Below are 17,344 nucleotides of genomic sequence, written 5' to 3' on the forward strand. Positions count from 1 at the left end.
AGCAGGCCCGCTGCATGGTGTCAGCGCCTGCAGGGCTGTGCTAGGCTAGGTGCATCATGACATTCCCTGAATTCACACCGCTGCAGGCATTGATCAGACATGCCCAGACGCACCTGCAAGGTCGCCCCATCGCACTGGGACAAGATGCAGACCTGTTACTAATCACCAGCCGCCGCCTGCAGCACATCCAGCGCGTTCCCACCCATGACCCTGCCCTGATCCTGGTTCTGCAGGGCACCAAGCTGCTTTACCCTGAAGGCGAGCAAACGCTCTACACCCCGCAGCATGCAATCGCCATGCGTGCAGGCTGCGCGCTGGACATCACCAACCTCCCGCCTGCTGGCGCGCCCTACCTGGCGCTGGCGGTGGCCTTCAAGCCCGCGCTACTGGAACGTTTCCAGCGTGCCTATCCAGAGTGGTCCGCCCCTCAGTCCGCCCCCGCTCCACTGCTACAACGCCTGCACCAGCGCCAACCGCTGGAGAGGATTGCCTTGTCGCTGCTGGAGCAGCTGGACGGTTCCGGCAGTCTGTTACATACCCACCTGCTGCTGGAGCTGCTGCTGCACAGCCTGCTGCAGGGGGGAAGCAATCTGCTGTGGCATGCAGAGCCGGACCTCGGCAGTCGCCTGCGACACTGGCTGAGCAGCGATCCAGCCCGTGAATGGCGCGCGGACGATCTGGCAGAACAGTTGCAGATCGATCCCTCTACCCTGCGCCGCCATTTGCGACGGCAAGGTACCTCCTTTCGACAGCTGCTGGAAGACGTGCGTCTCAGTCACGGTCTTTCGCTGCTGCAAGGTCAGCACCTGCCCGTAGGCGAAGTCAGTCAGCGCTGCGGTTACGCCTCACCCTCGCGCTTTGCCGCTCGCTTCCGTCAGCGCTTCGGCCTGCCTCCCTCACAAATTCACCCTTGATACCCGATTCGGGCGCATGGCTGCCCGGTAGCGGCGCGCGTGCGGTATGTGAGCACGACATACTGTCGCTGCACTGTTCAACCACACGGAGAAATACCCCATGCGAACCCATTTCCTGCTGACCACTTTGAGTGCCTTGCTGGGTAACCTCGCGCTCGCCGCCGACTTCAGCCTGAGCAGCCCCGACTTGCAAGCGGGTACTACCCTGCCCATGGCACAAGTGGCCAACGACTTCGGCTGCCATGGCGGCAACATCCAGCCCGCCCTGCAGTGGGACAACCCGCCAGCGGGCACCCAGAGCTATGCCATCACCGTCTATGACCCGGATGCGCCTACCGGCAGCGGCTGGTGGCACTGGCTGGCCTTCAACCTTCCCGCCAATACTCGCAGCCTGCCCAGCAATGCCAGCGCTGAACACAAGCTCCCCGCGGGTACCGTAGAGACTCGCACCGATGTCGGTTACCCCGGCTTCTTCGGCGCCTGCCCACCTGTGGGTGACAAACCGCACCGCTACATCTTCACCGTGCACGCCCTGAAAGTACCCAAACTGGACCTGCCCGTCAGCGCATCCGGCGCACTGGTCGGCTACATGATCAATGCCAACCAGATCAGCAAAGCCAGTTTTACCATGCATTACAGCAGGTAGACTGACTCGCTTGGCTCAGCATGAAAAAAACCCACCTTTCGGTGGGCTTTTTTATTGTCTTGCTGTCCGCACATTGTCCGGCAAGGCTTGCGGGACATTGGTGCGGAAGGGGTTGATGTCGAGGCCACCGCGGCGGGTGTAGCGGGCGTAGACGGTCAGCTTCAGTGAGTGGCACTGGCGGCTGATGTCCATGAAGATGCGTTCGACGCATTGTTCGTGAAATTCATTGTGCTGGCGGAAACCAATCAAGTAGCGCAGCACACTCTCATGATTGATCTGCGGACCAACGTAGTGGATCTGCACGCTGCCCCAGTCTGGCTGACCGGTCACCAAGCAGTTGGACTTCAGCAGATGGGACACGAGGGTTTCCTCAACCGGAGCGGCACCCGTTTCGGCTTGCTCATCCAGCTGCAGCAGCTGCGGATCGGGCTGATAGTGGTCCACCTCAATGTCCAGCGTATCGAGCAAAATACCCTGCTGCTCGTGCATGCGCTGGGTCGTAAAGGTGTCCGGCAAGTGCAAACGCACCGACACGCTGGCGCCTGCCGCTGCAGACAGATCCTGCACCAAGCGGGTTTGCAGTTCATCTGAACCGGAAAGCTGCGTCTGGTTATAGCTGTTCAAATACAGCTTGAACGACTTGGATTCGATCAGATTGGGAGAATCCGCAGGTATGACGATGGTCGCCAGTGCCACCTGCGGCTTGCCCTTGCGATTGAGCCAGGAGAGCTCGTAGGCCGTCCACAGATCAGCCCCCATGAAAGGCAGCCGTCCTTCGATGCCGATTTCCTGGCGTTTGCCGAGTCTTGGGATAGGGAACAGCAGCTCGGGGGCATACTGGTCGCGGTAAGTTACCGCTTTACCCAGTGGCGAGTGCTCGGGGACAGCTTCATGCATGGTCAACAACCTGTTCGATCTGAGACTTCAGCATTGTACCCGAGCACGCCCAGCTCAGGTTTCCGGACCACCCTGCAGGTCGGCACCAAATCGCTGGATATTGGCCGCGAGGTCAAGCCGCGCCATCATCACACGGCCATCCCGCTCCTCTTCCCGCAACTGCGAAGGCGGCACCATCCACATCACCTCAAACTCAATCCCGTCCAGATCGCGGGCGTAAACGCTCTTGGTAGTAACATGGTCGGTAGCGCCATACAATGCCCCCGCCTGCTGCAAACGATCTGCAACCTGTTGCAGCTCACCCAGCGTACTCACTTCCCAGGCCAGATGGTACAGGCCTACCGTGCCACGACCGGCGGAGCTTGCCGATGCTTGTTCACCAATACTGAACAATCCAAGATCATGGTCATTGGCAGAAGCGGGCGCGCGCAGAAAGCGAGCCCCAGGACGGCCAAACACCTCAGAAAAACCGAGAACCTGCTTGTAAAAGTCGGCACTTTTTTCAGCATCCCGCACGTATAGTACGGCATGATTCATTCGCTTGATAGCCATTCTTTCCTCAAAAGATGATGTCATGACCGCACTATAGCGTGACTTATTAGACGAAGAAATCGAACAAGTTACAATTGAAAATTCAATTATTTTGACATAGTCAAATTTTTCAACACCAAGCCCCACCCACCCTATGCATGTGAATGAACTTTCCCTTGCCCTCACTCTCTGACGTTGTCATAGTCCGTGCAAAATCAAATCCGGAGTGTCAGGCATGCGAAGAAGACTGGTGTGGGCTGGACTGATGACATCACTCTCTCTCCCTTCCATGGCGGAAGACTATTTGCTGATCTTTGCCCAAGGTAGCAAACCCGCTCGACAGCTTTTTTTTGCGGACATCAACTCGCTCTCAGATGCCACTCCCATTGATGAGTTGGTTACTGCAGAGCGCGAGGCCGCCGCAAAGACCATGCGCATGTACCTGACCACCATTAATGAGAGTGCGGCCCAACATGACGGCAGCACGTTTGAGGTGCACTATCGTTGCCGCGACAAGCAGTACCGGACGGTACGAACCAATCACATGCGCCGCGATGAAGAGGTGGAGCAAGTCGTCACCCCACAAGCCGCATGGACACCCGTCAATACACTCCCCATGCAGCGAGGCTATGACTTCGCATGCAAAAGCGATCAGTGGAAGAGCATTGTCATGTCAGGCAAAGACGGCCAGATCATGAGCAAAGAGCTGATCGCACTAGGCTATGCCTTTGTCGGTCGCCTGCAAGGCCCTCCAGCACTGTCAGACCTCGCCTGGAAAGGCTTCTGGAAAGATGGTCAACGCCCGGCCAGCACGTCCAGCCTGACCGCCGCCGAGAAGAAAAAACGGCAAGACCAGGCCATCGCTCAATTGCAATCCACCAGCAAACAATACAACCAGCAAGCCCAGACTCTGGAGCAGGAAGCAGCATTTCAAAGTTACCTGCAGCAACGCGCCAAGCAGTCCCTCTCCCATCCCAGCTTCCTGCGCTGGCAAGGCGAGAACGAACAGCGTCTGCTTCGTGCCTGGGGCGCCCCTGCCAGAAGTTATCAATCTGGCAACACACGCTACCTGGCGTTCAGCAGCCACCTGGACAATCGCTCAGAGACCGTCAACACCCGTACCGGCCAGGTTGTTGCCCAGAATGGCGGTATCTGGACCTGCAACGTTACATTCGAACTGATGCAAGGTGGCAACAAACCGGGCTACCGCGTTGTAGATGTTCGAACCGAGGGCAATGATTGCGCCGCTCAGTATCGCGGTCCACAGTAAGCCAACCCCTGCTGCATAAAAAGGATGCCCCACATGTTGACCCTGATCCGTCGCCACACTCATCCACTGGCCGGTGTGATGCTGGCACTGCCGATACTCTGTCAGGCAAGTGGCTCTCTGCCCATCCCGGAAAGCAAGCAGTCCTACCCCAGCTTTAATGCTTGTGTTGAAGCACTGAAAACGCAGTATCTGGCAGACCAGCAGCGTGTGTCTGCACTGCAAACCTTGCCCGAAGGGCGTACGCGCCAAATCAGCCTGGAGAGCAAAGGCGTACAGGTTTTTGGCAAAGACAAGGCTGGCTATGATGCCACCTTGTGGTATCACAATGGCGCACCACGTGCTGATCTCCAGCAAATGGAAGTCAGCCACAGTTTTGAAGAGCGGGGCTATGAATGTCAGGGTCCGCAGATGATCCTGCGCGGCCGGAATGGCTACACGCTGAGCACTTTCGAGCCCATGAGCCAGCCTCAGTAGATTTCAGCAGGTAAAAAAAACGGCGAATGGCGCTCCCCCATCGCACCATTCGCCCTCGGGACAATACCCTCCCCCGAAACCAGGAAGCGCTGGCAAGGGATAGCGCCAGCCCTCCTGCAACCACACGCAGGCCAGCGGGCCTGCGACATCCATCTTACCGGGCATGCCGCCGGTAGTATTCGATCAATTTACGCGTCGAACAGTCATGTTCCGACACGTCACTGCCCTCCACCAGCTGGGCATGGATCTTTTTGGCCAGTTGCTTGCCCAGTTCCACCCCCCACTGGTCAAAAGAGTTGATGCCCCAGATGGTGCCCTGCACGAAAATCTTGTGCTCGTAGAGTGCAATCAAGGCCCCCAGATTACGGGCATCCAGGGTTTTCATCAGGATGGTGTTGGTGGGCCGATTACCGTCGAACACCCGATGCGGGATCATCGCCTCCAGCTCCTCGCCTTTCAGGCCTTGCGCCGACAACTCGGCACGCACCTCATCGGCCGTCTTGCCCAGCATAAAGGCCTGTGCCTGGGCAAACACATTGGAGAGCAAAATATCGTGGTGCCCCGGCATGGAGTGGCGGCCATCAATGGAGCAGATCAGGTCGATCGGGGAAATGTGCGTCCCCTGATGCAGCAGCTGGTAAAAGGCATGCTGACCATTAATCCCGGTTTCCCCCCAAATGATCGGGGCCGTTTCATGGTCCACCCGCTCACCTTGGGTATTGACCTGCTTGCCGTTCGATTCCATGTCCAGCTGCTGGATATAAGCTGGAAAGCGGTGCAGATACTGGTCATACGGCGCAATCACATGCGAACCGCCGCCGTAAAAATTCATGTACCAGATACCGAGCAAACCCAGCAGCACCGGCATGTTCTTTTCCAGCGGCGCATTGCGGAAATGCTGGTCCATCAAGTGTGCGCCGTTAAGCAGCTCGTAAAAATGATCGCGCCCTAACGCCAGCACAATCGGCAGACCAATGGACGACCACACCGAGAAACGTCCGCCGACCCAGTCCCAGAACTCGAACATATTGGTCGGGTCGATCCCGAAATCAATCACCTTCTGCCGGTTGGTCGACACCGCCACAAAGTGCTTGGCGATGGCCTTCTCATCCTTGGCTGCCGCCAGAAACCACTCCCGCGCGGTACGCGCATTGGTCAGGGTTTCCTGGGTGGTAAAGGTCTTGGATTCAATCACGAACAGCGTGGTGGCCGGGTGCACATCCTTCAAGGTTTCGGCAATCTGGCTACCATCCACATTGGAGACGAAGTGCATGTGCATGCGCGGGTGGGCATAGGGCTTGAGCGCCTCATACACCATCTGCGGGCCAAGATCGGAGCCACCGATACCGATCGACACCACGTCGGTAATCGGTTGCCCGGTGTAGCCCAGCCAGTCGCCACTGCGTACGCTGTGCGCAAACGCACACATGCGGTCCAGCACGGCATTGACCTTGGGCATGATGTTCTCGCCATCCACCAGGATCGGGCTGTTGGTACGGTTACGCAGTGCCACATGCAGCACCGCCCGCTTTTCGGTGAAGTTGATCTTGTCGCCATCAAACATGGCGGCAATGCGCTCGTTCATGCCGCGTGCTTCAGCCAGCTCCACCAGCAGGCGCATGGTGTCGCTGGTAATGCGGTTCTTGGAATAATCCAGCAGCAGCCCGCCTACCTGCAAGGAGAAGGCATCAAAGCGCTGGTCGTCCTCGCGAAACAGGTCGCGCATATGCAGGGCATTGCTGTCACGGTAGTGCTGGCTCAGCGCTTGCCAGGCCGGGGTTTCCGTCAGTGCGGACATGATCAGACCTCTTCTCCGTTCTTGACGCGCTTTTCGCGCAGGCTCTTTTTGACTTTTTCCAGATGGGTAACCGCATCGCTACCCCGCTTGAGCGCCACCCCGACCGACAGCACGTCGATAATCACCAGCTGCACAATGCGCGACAGCATGGGGGCGTAGATTTCAACATCCTCTTGCGCATCCGCCGCCAGCGTCACCGTTGCTGCGCGTGCCAGCGGGGTACCGCTGGGCGTAATGGCAATCACATTGGCGCCGACTGATTGCGCCATCTGCACGGAATGCAGGATGTCTGCCGAGCGGCCACTGGCCGAAATCGCCACCACCACATCACCGGGGTCCAGCACCGCAGCCGCCATGCGGTGCACATGCGGGTCGGAGTACGCCACCGCCGGAATGCCGTAGCGGAAGAATTTGTGCTGACCATCCTGCGCAATGATGCCGGAGTTGCCTTGGCCATAAAATTCAATGCGCCGCGCACTCGCCAGCAGCTCGATGGCCTGCTGTAGCGCGACGGCAGAGAGGTCATTCCGGCACTTGAGCAAAGCCGAAATGGTGTTATCGAACACCTTGGCACCGAGGTCTGAGACAGAATCGCCCATCACCACACTGCTGTGCACAAAGGGCACCCCAGAGGCCAGACTGTTAGCCAGCCGGCGCTTGAAGTCCGACAAACCATCACAACCCAGGCTGCGACAGAAGCGGATCACCGTAGGCTGGCTCACCCGTGCCAGCCGGGCAATCTCGGCCACAGGTGCTTCCACCGCCCAGCGTGGCTGCGTCAGCACCTGCTCGGCGACCAGGCGCTCCGCTTTGGGCAGGGTATCCAGCTGGTGACGAATTTTGTTGAGCATGCTTGCTTCCTTCCTGTGCGCCTCAGGTCTGACGATGTGTCTGCAGCCATTGCGCCAGTGCGGCCGCCGCGCCCGTAAAGGCCGGGTATTCCGCGTGGATGACATAAGTCGGCACCTGCTGCAGGTACGCCGAACAACGCCCCTTCTCCTCAAAGCGACGACGGAAAGGTGACTGTGCAAAGTAACTGCCCAAGCGCGGCACGATGCCGCCGCCGATAAAGCAGCCCCCCCGCGCGCCCAAGCTGAGCACCAGATTCGCAGCCATGGTGCCCAGCATCGCGCAGAAAAGGTCCACCGTCAGGCGGCAGGCAGCGTCCTCACCTACCACACCCAGCCGGGTGATTTCTGCAGCGGTACGTGCTTGCTGCGGTATCGCCTGCACGGCACACACGGCCTCATGCAGCAGCGGCAGGCCCATATCCTGTCCAGCCCCGCCGCCACACAGCAGACGCTCGGCCGACACATGCGGGTGGCGAGCTTGTACGTAGTCCACCACCGCACGTTCGACCGCATCAAACGGTGCCAGTGTGACATGTCCACCCTCTCCCGCCAGGGCCAGCCAGCCGCCATGACCATCCGGCAGCAAGCCTGACACGCCCAGGCCGGTACCCGGGCCGATCAAGGCCATCGCCTCATGCGGTACGGGTACGCCGCCGCCTACCTGCTGCAGCTCAGCCGCTTGCAGATGGGGCAACGCCAGCGCCAGCGCGGAAAAATCGTTCAGCATCAACAGCTTGCCCAGCCCCAGCGCGGACTGCAGCTCGCTAATGGAAAACTGCCAGCTGTGATTGGTCATCTGCACCCAATCACCGGTAATCGGATTGGCAATGCCAAATGCCGCATACCGCGGCCGTACGGCTGGCTCGGTCAGGCCCAGCTGCTGCAGGTAGTGTGCTGCAGCTGCCTGCAGGGTGGCATGCTCACTCGTCGGCAAGACCTGCGGTGAGGCAAAGCCGGATGCCGGGCGATACAAGGCAAAGCGGGCATTGGTGCCGCCAATGTCGGCAATCAGCCAAGGCTGCTCAAGGTGCATGGAACACCTCAACCGGGGTGGCGGACTGTGCCAGCACATAGCTGACCGGCCAGCGCCGGTCGGCACCGCGCAGCGCCTCGGCAAATACCGCATGCTTGCTGGCACCGGCAAACTGCAGGAACACCTTGCGTGCCGCCAGAATGGCCGGCAGGGTCAGGCTCATGCGTTCCGTCGGTGCCGCCGCGCCGACCTGTGCCAGACAGGCCGGTGCATCAGCTGCCAGGCCCGCATCCAGCTGCGGGCTGGCCGGGAACAGCGAAGCGGTATGCCCATCATCCCCCATGCCCAGCACCACGGCCGCAAACGGGCGCGGCAAGGCGGCAAACGTCGCATTCAGCAAGGGCTCGGCCTGACGGGCGCTGCTCTGTCCGGTAAACATCGGTACAAAGCGCGCCACAGCAGCACGGCCTTGCAACAGATGCTGACGAACCAGTGCCTCATTGCTGGCCGGGTCACTGGTCGAGACCCAGCGCTCATCCACCAGAGTGACGATCACCCGCGACCAATCCAGCTCCACCTCGCGCAGCGCTTCAAATACCGGCACAGGCGATTTACCGCCCGACACCGCCAACACCACTTCCTGCTGCACGTCCAGCGCGTTGCGCAGGGTTGCCGCCAGTTCGCTGGCCAGCGCCAGCGCCAATTGCTGGCCATCGGAGAAGGCATGTTGCTGCAGCATGCTCACACCTCCTCGTGCCAGGCGAGACCATCCCGCGACAGCAGGGCGGACGATGCCGCTGGACCCCAAGTGCCCGCGGTATACGGCTTGGGCGGATTACCGTCCTGCTCCCAGGCGGTCATGATCGGCTCGACCCAGCGCCAGGCCTGCTCCAGCTCATCCTGACGCACAAACAGCGCCAGATTGCCACGAATGGCATCCAGCAGCAGACGCTCATACGCCTCGGCACGGCGAGCGGCGAATTGCTCGCCAAAGTCCAGATCCAGCGACACCTGCTGCAAGCGCATGGCATCACCCGGCACCTTGGCCAAGAAATACAGCTTCATGTGCTCATCCGGCTGCAGGCGGATCACCAGCTTGTTCGGGGTAGACATGCCCATGCTGGTCGGAAAAATCTGGTGCGGCACGTCGCGGAAATTGATGACGATTTCGGCCAGACGGTCGGCCATGCGCTTGCCGGTGCGCAGGAAAAATGGCACCCCGGCCCAGCGCCAGTTGGCCACTTCGCAACGCAAGGCGACAAAGGTTTCCGTCCGGCTGTCCGCTGGCACCCCCTCTTCCTGCAAGTAGCCGACCGCTGGCTGACCGCGCGACGCGCCTGCGCGGTACTGGCCGCGCACCGTACGGGTGCTGACCTCTTCCGGGCTGTAGGGCACCAAGGCGCGCAATACTTTCAGCTTCTCGTCACGGATGGCGTCTGAATCCAGGCTATGCGGAGGCTCCATCGCTACAAAGCACAGCAGCTGCAACAGGTGGTTCTGCACCATGTCACGCAGCGCACCGGTATGGTCGTAAAACCCGCCGCGTTTCTCGATCCCGACTTCTTCAGCGATGGTGATCTGTACGTCGCGAATCCACTCACGGCGCCACAGCGGGTCGAACAGCGCATTGCCAAAGCGCAGCGCCATCAGGTTTTGTACCGATTCCTTGCCCAGATAGTGGTCGATCCGGTAAATCTGCCGTTCCTGGAAATACTGACCAACCGCCTGATTGATGTCATTGCTGGACTGCAGGTCATGCCCCAATGGCTTTTCCAGCACCACCCGGGTGTGCGGGCCATTCATGTCTTGCGCGGCCAAGTTCTGGCAAATACCGGTAAACAGCTCCGGACTGGTCGACAGATAGTAGACGGTGACTTCCGCCGCCCGTGCATCCAGCACGGCCTTAAGCCCGGCGTAATCTGCAGCCTGCTCGGCATCCACCTTCACATATTCCAGGCGGCTGGCATAGCTAGCCCACACCTCGTCGGACCAGTCTGCAGACGGCACGAACTGGCGCGCCTTTTCTTCGGCCTGCTGCAGGTACTGTGCCTGGCTGTAGTCACGACGGCCGAGGCAGAAGATGCGACCACCCGCCGCCAGCTGACCGGCACGGTGACACTGATAGAGTGCAGGCAACAGTTTGCGCAGCACCAGGTCGCCGGTGCCGCCAAACAACACCATGTTGAAGGATTGGGTGAGGGTCACTACGGTATCCTTTACTCTGATTCAGGCCCGCTGCGGGAAGCCGCCTGAGTGGCCACCGCCCTGCCGCCATTGCCACACCCGGCAAGCCGTTTGGCACTGTCGATTCGTGTAGCAATACTACTTACATAATTTTGCGCTGTCCAGCCATGTGCATTGCGCAGCGCAAAACCTTGTCCTGCATGGCTTTTCCACCGATCAGAACGCGCTTGACTTTCATGAATGCGTGGGCTTAAATGTAGCAATCTTACACGTAAGTGAACTACCCAAACCATGCACGCCACTCTGCAACGTGTCACCGATCGCATTATTGAGCGTAGTAAAACTACACGAGCAGCTTGGCTGCAGCGCATGCAGGCTGCTCGCCTCAGCAACACCACCCGCAGCAGCATTTCCTGCACCAATGTCGCGCACGCCTACGCAGCGATGCCCGCCAACGACAAACTGGTGCTGAAAGCGGCTCGCCGCCCGAACCTTGGCATCGTCACCTCTTACAATGACATGCTGTCCGCCCACCAGCCCTATGAGCACTACCCGGAGTTAGTGCGCCAGGCTGCACGTGAAGTCGGCGCAACGGCACAAGTTGCCGGTGCCACCCCCGCCATGTGCGACGGCGTCACCCAAGGCCAGCCGGGCATGGAGCTGTCTTTGTTCAGCCGCGACGTGATTGCCATGAGCACGGCGATTGCCCTGTCGCACCAGACCTTTGACGCCGGGCTGTATCTGGGGGTATGCGACAAGATTGTGCCGGGCCTGCTGATCGGCGCCCTGCGCTTTGCCCACCTGCCCGCCGTCTTCGTCCCGGCAGGCCCGATGGCCAGCGGCATCAGCAATTCCGAGAAAGCCCGTATCCGTCAGCTGTATGCTGAAGGCAAGGTAGACCGCGACGCGCTGCTGGAATCCGAAATGGCGTCCTACCACGGTGCAGGTACCTGTACCTTCTATGGCACCGCCAACAGCAACCAGATGCTGATGGAAATCATGGGCCTACATTTGCCGGGTGCCGCATTCGTCAGCCCGAACACCCCGCTGCGCGATGCGCTGACCCGCGCAGCCGCCCAGCGTGCCGTGGCACTGAGTGAAGCCGGGCACACCCTGGCGGATGTCATCGACGAGCGCAGTATCGTGAATGGCCTGGTCGGCCTGCTCGCCACGGGTGGCTCGACCAATCACACCATCCACCTGGTAGCCATGGCGCGTGCCGCTGGCATCCAGATCAACTGGGACGACTTTAACGATCTTTCCGCCGTGGTGCCCCTGCTGGCCCGCGTGTATCCGAACGGCAAGGCCGACGTGAACCACTTCCACGCTGCAGGCGGCATGGCCTTTCTGATCCGAGAATTGCTGGATGCAGGCTTGCTGCACGAGCAGGTGCAGACGGTGGTAGGCAACAGCCTGCGCGATTACACCCGCGAACCGTGGCTCGACAACGGCCAGCTCGCCTGGCGTGATGCCCCGCTCGCAAGCGGTGACGCCTGCGTGCTGGCCCCAGCTAGCAGCCCGTTCAGCGCCGATGGTGGCCTGCGCCTGCTCAGTGGCAACCTGGGCCGTGCCGTGATCAAGGTCTCGGCGGTCGCCGCAGAACATCGCGTGGTGCGCGCACCGGCCATCCTGTTTGACCATCAGGACGCCTTGCTGGCCGCCTTCAAACGCGGCGAGCTGGAGCGTGACTTTATCGCCGTCATCCGCTTCCAGGGCCCCCGTGCCAATGGCATGCCCGAGCTGCACAAGCTGACCCCGACCCTGGCCGTGCTGCAGGAACGTGGTTTCAAAGTCGCCCTGGTGACCGATGGCCGCATGTCCGGCGCCAGCGGCAAGGTGCCTGCCGCCATCCACATGACGCCGGAAGTCCTCAGCGGTGGCCCACTGGGCAAGGTGAGAGACGGCGACATGATCGTACTGGACGCTGAAGCAGGCACCGTACATGCGGAAGTGGATGCCGCCGAGTGGGCGCAGCGCGACGTGCCCACGCCCCACACCGACACCACGTATGGCTTTGGTCGCGAGCTGTTTACCGGTATGCGCCAGCACGCCAGCGACGCCGAATCCGGCGCCATGACCTTTGCCTTTTCGGATTAAGGCGCAGCAGATCGCTGCACCGACACAAGGAATCGACAACATGACCCTCGACCAGATTATTGCCGCCACCACCGTGATGCCCGTCATCGTGGTGGATGACGTGGCGACTGCCGTGCCGCTGGCGCGCGCGCTGGTAGCCGGTGGCATCCGCACGCTGGAAGTCACCTTGCGCACCCCTGCGGCACTGGATGCCATCCGCACGATCAAGGCCGAAGTACCCGAAGCCATCCTGGGCGCAGGCACCATTACCACCCCGCAACAGCTGGATGCCGCCATCGCTGCCGGTGCGGCCTTTGGCGTCAGCCCCGGCAGCAGCCCGCGCCTGCTGCAAGCCATCCAGGCCAGCGGCCTGCCCTTCCTGCCCGGCGTGATGACCCCGAGCGAAGCACTGGTAGCACTGGAGGCGGGCTTTACCGTACAAAAATTCTTCCCGGCGGTTCCGGCTGGCGGTGTCAAGGTGCTGGACGCCATTCGCGGCCCCTTCCCCGAGCTGCGTTTCTGCCCGACCGGCGGCATCTCGCTGCAAACCGCACCGGATTTTCTGCGTCTGCCGAATGTGGTGTGTATTGGCGGCTCCTGGTTGACCCCAAAAGCCGCAGTGGCTGCAGGCGACTGGGCCGAGATCACCCGCCTGGCCCAGGAAGCCGCTGCACTGCGCGGCTGAACGCCCTCCTCGTTTAGCAACGGGGAGACGGCACAGGTCACAAAACTCCGGTATAATCACAGGTTTGTGTTCAACTTTCGCCAGATTCAGGGTGAACCCGCATGCCGATTTATGCCTACCGCTGTGACAGCTGCGGCCATCAGAAAGATGTGCTGCAGAAAATGTCCGATGCCCCGTTGACCGATTGCCCCCAGTGCGGCAAGGCCAGCTTTGCCAAACAGCTGACCGCAGCCGGTTTCCAGCTCAAGGGGTCCGGCTGGTACGCCACCGACTTCCGTGGCGGTGGCAGCAGCAGTACCGCCAGCAGTACCACAACCAGTAGCAGCACATCTGAGAGCAGCGCAGCTGCCAGCGACAGTGGCGCAGCCTGCGGAGGTGGTGGATGCGCCTGCCACTAGCCACCCTGCGGCGCTACCTGCTGACCGGCCTGCTGATCTGGGTGCCGCTGGTCATCACGCTGTGGGTGCTCAATCTGGTCGTGGGGACGCTGGACGGCCAGTTCAGCAAACTGCCGCTGGACTGGCAGCCCAACACCCTGCTGTACAAGCTACTGTCACACATCGTGCCGGTCAGCTGGCTACCGGCCAGCCCTGCGGACTTTCACGCACCGGGCTTAGGGGTCATCATCACCTTGCTGGTGCTGATCCTAACCGGTGTCACGGTCAGCAATATGCTGGGTCGGCAATTGCTGCGGCTGTGGGAACACATGCTGAACAGCATTCCGGTGGTGAAATCCATTTACAGCAGTGTCAAGCAGGTATCCGACACCCTGTTCTCCAGCAATGGCCAAGCCTTTCGCAAGGCCTTGCTGGTACAGTATCCCCGTGAAGGCAGCTGGACCATTGCCTTTCAGACGGGCACACCCAGCGGCGAAGTGGCCGAGTTACTGCCGGGCCAGATGGTGGGCGTCTATGTACCGACGACGCCCAACCCGACCTCCGGTTTTTTCCTGATGATGCCGGTGGAAGACGTACGGGAATTGGAGATGAGCGTCGATGAGGCGTTAAAATACGTCATCTCCATGGGGGTGGTTCCCCCCAAAGACATGGTGGAGCGGTCCGGCCAGCGCTAAGCGCCCGCCTGACGGCACTGCCCAACAAGACATCGTACAAAGAAAGAACAGCACGACATGCGTACCGATTATTGCGGTCTGGTCGATACCCGCTATCTGGACCAAACCGTTACCCTCTATGGCTGGGCCCACCGTCGCCGTGACCACGGCCGCGTGATCTTCATTGACTTGCGCGACCGCGAAGGTCTGGTGCAAGTAGTTTGCGACTCGGATTTTGCTGACGTTTTTTCAGTGGCAGATGGTGTGCGCAACGAATTTGTACTCAAGATCACTGGTAAAGTACGACGCAGAACTGAGGCCACCATCAACCCCAACCTGACCTCGGGTGAAATCGAAGTGCTGGCCCACAGCATTGAAGTGCTGAACCCGTCGGTCACGCCGCCGTTCCTGATGGACGACGACAACCTGTCGGAAAACACCCGCCTCACCTACCGCGTGCTGGACCTGCGCCGCCCGGCAATGCAAAAGAACCTGCGCCTGCGCTACCGCGTGGCGATGCTGATCCGCAACTATCTGGACGCGCAAGGCTTCATCGACGTGGAAACGCCGATGCTGACCCGCAGCACCCCGGAAGGTGCGCGCGACTATCTGGTGCCGAGCCGGGTGCACGATGGCCAGTTCTTCGCCCTGCCGCAAAGCCCGCAGCTGTTCAAGCAGCTGCTGATGGTGGCTGGTTTTGACCGTTACTACCAGATCACCAAGTGCTTCCGCGACGAAGACCTGCGCGCCGACCGGCAGCCGGAATTCACCCAGATCGACCTGGAAACCTCGTTCCTGAACGAAAACCAGATCATGGACATCACCGAGCACATGGCCCGCCATGTATTCCGTGAAGCCATCAATGTCGAGCTGGGCGACTTCCCGCGCATGAGCTATCAGGAAGCCATGTTCCGCTTTGGCTCCGACAAGCCGGACCTGCGTGTACCACTGGAATTCACTGAGCTGACCGAGGTGATGAAAGAGGTGCCGTTCAAGGTGTTCGCCGGTGCAGCCAACCAGCCGGGGGGCCGCGTGGTAGGCCTGCGCATTCCGGGTGGCGCCTCGCTGTCGCGCTCCGAGATCGACGCCTACACCCAGTTTGTGGGTATCTATGGTGCCAAGGGTCTGGCCTACATCAAGGTCAACGACATCAGCCAGCCGAACGAAACCGGCCTGCAGTCGCCGATCGTGAAAAACCTGACCGAAGCCGCGCTGAAAGCCACACTGGAGCGTACCGGTGCCCAGAATGGTGACCTGATCTTCTTTGGTGCCGACAAGGCCAAGGTGGTCAACGAAGCCATCGGCGCGCTGCGCCTCAAGATCGGCCATGAGAAAGGCTTTGCCAGCAAGGAATGGAAACCGCTGTGGGTGGTGGACTTCCCGATGTTCGAGCACGACGAGGAAGAAGACCGCTGGACCGCCTGCCACCACCCGTTCACCTCGCCGAAGGACGGCCATGAAGACCTGATGGTGACGGACCCGGCACAGTGCCTGGCCAAGGCTTACGACATGGTGCTGAACGGCTGGGAAATCGGCGGTGGCTCGGTGCGTATCCACCGTGCCGACGTGCAAAGCAAGGTGTTCGATGCGTTGAAAATCAGCCCGGAAGACGCTCAGAACAAGTTCGGCTTCCTGCTGGACAACCTGCAGTTCGGCGCACCGCCGCACGGTGGCCTGGCCTTCGGTCTGGACCGTCTGGTCACACTGATGACCGGTGCCGAGTCGATCCGCGACGTGATCGCCTTCCCGAAGACGCAACGTGCCCAGTGTCTGCTGACCAATGCACCGAACGCCGTGGACGAGAAGCAACTGCGCGACTTGCACATCAAGCTGCGCAACCCGCCGCAACTCGCCAGCTAAACGCTGACCGCAAACAGGCCACCGCAAGGTGGCCTGTTTTTTTTGCAGCTAGCCGAGGCGGCCATACTGCTGCATTACCGCCAGCAGTTCATCATGCGGCAAGGCATGCACCACATTGCCCTGAAAGCCTTGCAGGGTTTCTGCTGCCAGCAGGGCATTCACAATCGCCTCTTCCGTCGCCTCCACCGTGGCCCGGAATACCCCGTCCAGGTCATCATTGACCAGTGTTGACCACTGCTCCTTCCCGTCCTGCCGGGTCGGGCGGGCAGTGGAGAAGGCCAGGAACAGGTCGCCACTGGAATTGAAGGCGGCGCCGCCAAGCCGTGCCAGCCCCATGGTGGCCCGCCGCGCTACCCGCTTGAGCTGATGCGGCAGCAAGGGCAGATCGGCCGCCACCACGATGATGATGGAGCCATCACGCTGTTGCCGAATTTCCGGCATCAGCTCCGTCAGATGCTGCCCAACCGGCACCCCGGCGATGGTCAGCATGTCCCGCGCGCCGTAGTTGCTCTGCACCAGCACACCGAGGGTGCCGATCGTGCCCGCCACCTCCAGCATCCGGCTGGCGGTACCGATCCCTCCCTTGAAGCGATGGGTGATCATGCCGGTCCCGCCGCCGACATTGCCTTCTGCCACCGGCCCAGAGCGCGCTTGGGTCAATGCCGCCACCGCATGCTCGGCACGAACCGCCTGAGCCGAAATGTCGTTCAGCACCCCATCGTAGGTTTCCCCCACCACCGGCAAGTGGAAACCCTGCCCTTCTTCGGGTGGTGTCACCTTATCCAGCCAGGCGGCGACAGCATCCCGTACCACGCCAACCGAATGGGTATTGGTCAACATCACCGGCCCGGCCATGAAGCCGGATTCTTCGATCCAGTGCGAGCCGGTCAGCTCGCCATTACCGTTCAGCGAAAACACCGCAGCGGGTACCGAAGCCCCGCCCGCTTGCCGCCCACAAGGCAGGATGGCCGTCACGCCGGTACGGGTCGATGTCCCTTCGATCAAGGTGGTGTGTCCCACCTCCACCCCCGCCACATCGGTAATGGCGTTCCAGCGTCCGGGCTGGCCGGAAAACGGGATGCCCAGCTCGCGGGCGCGTGGTTTGCTTGTCATGTTTCATTCTCCTTCCAGCAA

17 protein-coding genes are annotated in these 17,344 nt (G+C 60.8%); 9 read left to right on the forward strand and 8 right to left on the reverse strand.

What is annotated here, in order from left to right:
- Positions 1–56 precede the first annotated feature (56 nt).
- Positions 57–914: a helix-turn-helix transcriptional regulator gene (locus tag HF682_RS10260; RefSeq protein WP_168877199.1), complete on the forward strand. Its 858-nt coding sequence runs from the start codon at positions 57–59 to the stop codon at positions 912–914.
- A gap of 100 nt (positions 915–1,014) precedes the next feature.
- Positions 1,015–1,560 (forward strand): YbhB/YbcL family Raf kinase inhibitor-like protein, encoded by a 546-nt coding sequence (locus HF682_RS10265; RefSeq protein ID WP_168877200.1) that lies wholly within the window; start codon positions 1,015–1,017, stop codon positions 1,558–1,560.
- Between the two features lie 51 nt (positions 1,561–1,611).
- Here the strand turns inward: HF682_RS10265 and queF are convergent, their stop codons facing one another.
- Positions 1,612–2,457 (reverse strand): NADPH-dependent 7-cyano-7-deazaguanine reductase QueF, encoded by an 846-nt coding sequence (queF, locus tag HF682_RS10270; protein ID WP_168877201.1) that lies wholly within the window; start codon positions 2,455–2,457, stop codon positions 1,612–1,614.
- A 54-nt stretch (positions 2,458–2,511) separates the two neighbouring features.
- The gene (locus HF682_RS10275) at positions 2,512–3,009 is read right to left on the reverse strand and encodes a VOC family protein (protein WP_168877202.1); all 498 of its coding nucleotides are present in this window, start codon (positions 3,007–3,009) and stop codon (positions 2,512–2,514) included.
- Between the two features lie 214 nt (positions 3,010–3,223).
- Here HF682_RS10275 and HF682_RS10280 point away from each other — a divergent pair, with 214 nt between their 5' ends.
- Both HF682_RS10280 and HF682_RS10285 read left to right on the forward strand, forming a co-directional pair.
- A complete protein-coding gene (locus tag HF682_RS10280) occupies positions 3,224–4,258 on the forward strand; it encodes a hypothetical protein (protein ID WP_168877203.1) in 1,035 nt (344 codons plus the stop codon).
- 33 nt (positions 4,259–4,291) lie between these two features.
- Positions 4,292–4,732 carry a hypothetical protein gene (locus HF682_RS10285; RefSeq protein WP_168877204.1) on the forward strand — a complete coding sequence of 147 codons (441 nt, stop codon included), beginning with the start codon at positions 4,292–4,294 and terminating at the stop codon, positions 4,730–4,732.
- Between the two features lie 154 nt (positions 4,733–4,886).
- Here HF682_RS10285 and pgi read toward each other — a convergent pair whose 3' ends face one another.
- The 5 genes from pgi to zwf are packed head-to-tail and all read right to left on the reverse strand — an operon-like array spanning position 4,887 to position 10,559.
- Entirely contained in the window at positions 4,887–6,530 is a 1,644-nt protein-coding gene (gene pgi, locus HF682_RS10290; RefSeq protein ID WP_168877205.1) for a glucose-6-phosphate isomerase, read from the reverse strand.
- Positions 6,531–6,532: 2 nt separating this feature from the next.
- Positions 6,533–7,381, reverse strand: a complete 849-nt coding sequence (hexR, locus tag HF682_RS10295) for a transcriptional regulator HexR (RefSeq protein WP_168877206.1) — start codon at positions 7,379–7,381, stop codon at positions 6,533–6,535.
- 22 nt (positions 7,382–7,403) lie between these two features.
- Complete coding sequence (locus HF682_RS10300) at positions 7,404–8,414, reverse strand: glucokinase (RefSeq protein WP_168877207.1); 1,011 nt, start codon at positions 8,412–8,414, stop codon at positions 7,404–7,406.
- Positions 8,404–9,093, reverse strand: a complete 690-nt coding sequence (pgl, locus tag HF682_RS10305; protein ID WP_168877208.1) for a 6-phosphogluconolactonase — start codon at positions 9,091–9,093, stop codon at positions 8,404–8,406. Before pgl ends, HF682_RS10300 begins: the two co-directional genes overlap by 11 nt.
- Positions 9,094–9,095: 2 nt before the next feature.
- Positions 9,096–10,559: a glucose-6-phosphate dehydrogenase gene (gene zwf, locus HF682_RS10310; protein WP_168877209.1), complete on the reverse strand. Its 1,464-nt coding sequence runs from the start codon at positions 10,557–10,559 to the stop codon at positions 9,096–9,098.
- Positions 10,560–10,829: 270 nt separating this feature from the next.
- Between zwf and edd the strand changes: the two genes are divergently transcribed.
- From edd to aspS, 5 genes are all read left to right on the forward strand, one after another.
- A complete protein-coding gene (gene edd, locus HF682_RS10315) occupies positions 10,830–12,635 on the forward strand; it encodes a phosphogluconate dehydratase (protein WP_168877210.1) in 1,806 nt (601 codons plus the stop codon).
- Positions 12,636–12,666: 31 nt separating this feature from the next.
- On the forward strand, positions 12,667–13,299 hold the full coding sequence (locus HF682_RS10320; protein ID WP_308418735.1) for a bifunctional 4-hydroxy-2-oxoglutarate aldolase/2-dehydro-3-deoxy-phosphogluconate aldolase: 633 nt from the start codon (positions 12,667–12,669) through the stop codon (positions 13,297–13,299).
- A 101-nt stretch (positions 13,300–13,400) separates the two neighbouring features.
- The gene (locus HF682_RS10325; RefSeq protein WP_168877212.1) at positions 13,401–13,697 is read left to right on the forward strand and encodes an FmdB family zinc ribbon protein; all 297 of its coding nucleotides are present in this window, start codon (positions 13,401–13,403) and stop codon (positions 13,695–13,697) included.
- Entirely contained in the window at positions 13,682–14,371 is a 690-nt protein-coding gene (locus HF682_RS10330) for a DUF502 domain-containing protein (RefSeq protein ID WP_205882022.1), read from the forward strand. The genes HF682_RS10325 and HF682_RS10330 overlap by 16 nt, the downstream gene beginning before the upstream one ends.
- A gap of 57 nt (positions 14,372–14,428) precedes the next feature.
- Positions 14,429–16,210 (forward strand): aspartate--tRNA ligase, encoded by a 1,782-nt coding sequence (gene aspS, locus HF682_RS10335; RefSeq protein WP_168877213.1) that lies wholly within the window; start codon positions 14,429–14,431, stop codon positions 16,208–16,210.
- A gap of 48 nt (positions 16,211–16,258) precedes the next feature.
- On the opposite strand, the gene HF682_RS10340 is transcribed toward aspS, so the two are convergent.
- The gene (locus tag HF682_RS10340) at positions 16,259–17,323 is read right to left on the reverse strand and encodes a DmpA family aminopeptidase (RefSeq protein ID WP_168877214.1); all 1,065 of its coding nucleotides are present in this window, start codon (positions 17,321–17,323) and stop codon (positions 16,259–16,261) included.
- Positions 17,324–17,344: the final 21 nt, after the last annotated feature.

The organism is Leeia aquatica (assembly GCF_012641365.1).
GTDB lineage: Bacteria > Pseudomonadota > Gammaproteobacteria > Burkholderiales > Leeiaceae > Leeia > Leeia aquatica.

Coding starts and splice junctions, on each gene's coding strand:
- HF682_RS10340 (WP_168877214.1), bottom strand. CDS start 17,323: ATGACAAGCAAACCACGCGCCCGCGAGCTGGGCATCCCGTTTTCCGGC.
- HF682_RS10260 (WP_168877199.1), top strand. CDS start 57: ATGACATTCCCTGAATTCACACCGCTGCAGGCATTGATCAGACATGCC.
- queF (WP_168877201.1), bottom strand. CDS start 2,457: ATGCATGAAGCTGTCCCCGAGCACTCGCCACTGGGTAAAGCGGTAACT.
- HF682_RS10300 (WP_168877207.1), bottom strand. CDS start 8,414: ATGCACCTTGAGCAGCCTTGGCTGATTGCCGACATTGGCGGCACCAAT.
- pgi (WP_168877205.1), bottom strand. CDS start 6,530: ATGTCCGCACTGACGGAAACCCCGGCCTGGCAAGCGCTGAGCCAGCAC.
- aspS (WP_168877213.1), top strand. CDS start 14,429: ATGCGTACCGATTATTGCGGTCTGGTCGATACCCGCTATCTGGACCAA.
- HF682_RS10265 (WP_168877200.1), top strand. CDS start 1,015: ATGCGAACCCATTTCCTGCTGACCACTTTGAGTGCCTTGCTGGGTAAC.
- edd (WP_168877210.1), top strand. CDS start 10,830: ATGCACGCCACTCTGCAACGTGTCACCGATCGCATTATTGAGCGTAGT.
- HF682_RS10280 (WP_168877203.1), top strand. CDS start 3,224: ATGCGAAGAAGACTGGTGTGGGCTGGACTGATGACATCACTCTCTCTC.
- HF682_RS10275 (WP_168877202.1), bottom strand. CDS start 3,009: ATGGCTATCAAGCGAATGAATCATGCCGTACTATACGTGCGGGATGCT.
- HF682_RS10330 (WP_205882022.1), top strand. CDS start 13,682: ATGCGCCTGCCACTAGCCACCCTGCGGCGCTACCTGCTGACCGGCCTG.
- HF682_RS10285 (WP_168877204.1), top strand. CDS start 4,292: ATGTTGACCCTGATCCGTCGCCACACTCATCCACTGGCCGGTGTGATG.
- hexR (WP_168877206.1), bottom strand. CDS start 7,381: ATGCTCAACAAAATTCGTCACCAGCTGGATACCCTGCCCAAAGCGGAG.
- pgl (WP_168877208.1), bottom strand. CDS start 9,093: ATGCTGCAGCAACATGCCTTCTCCGATGGCCAGCAATTGGCGCTGGCG.
- HF682_RS10325 (WP_168877212.1), top strand. CDS start 13,401: ATGCCGATTTATGCCTACCGCTGTGACAGCTGCGGCCATCAGAAAGAT.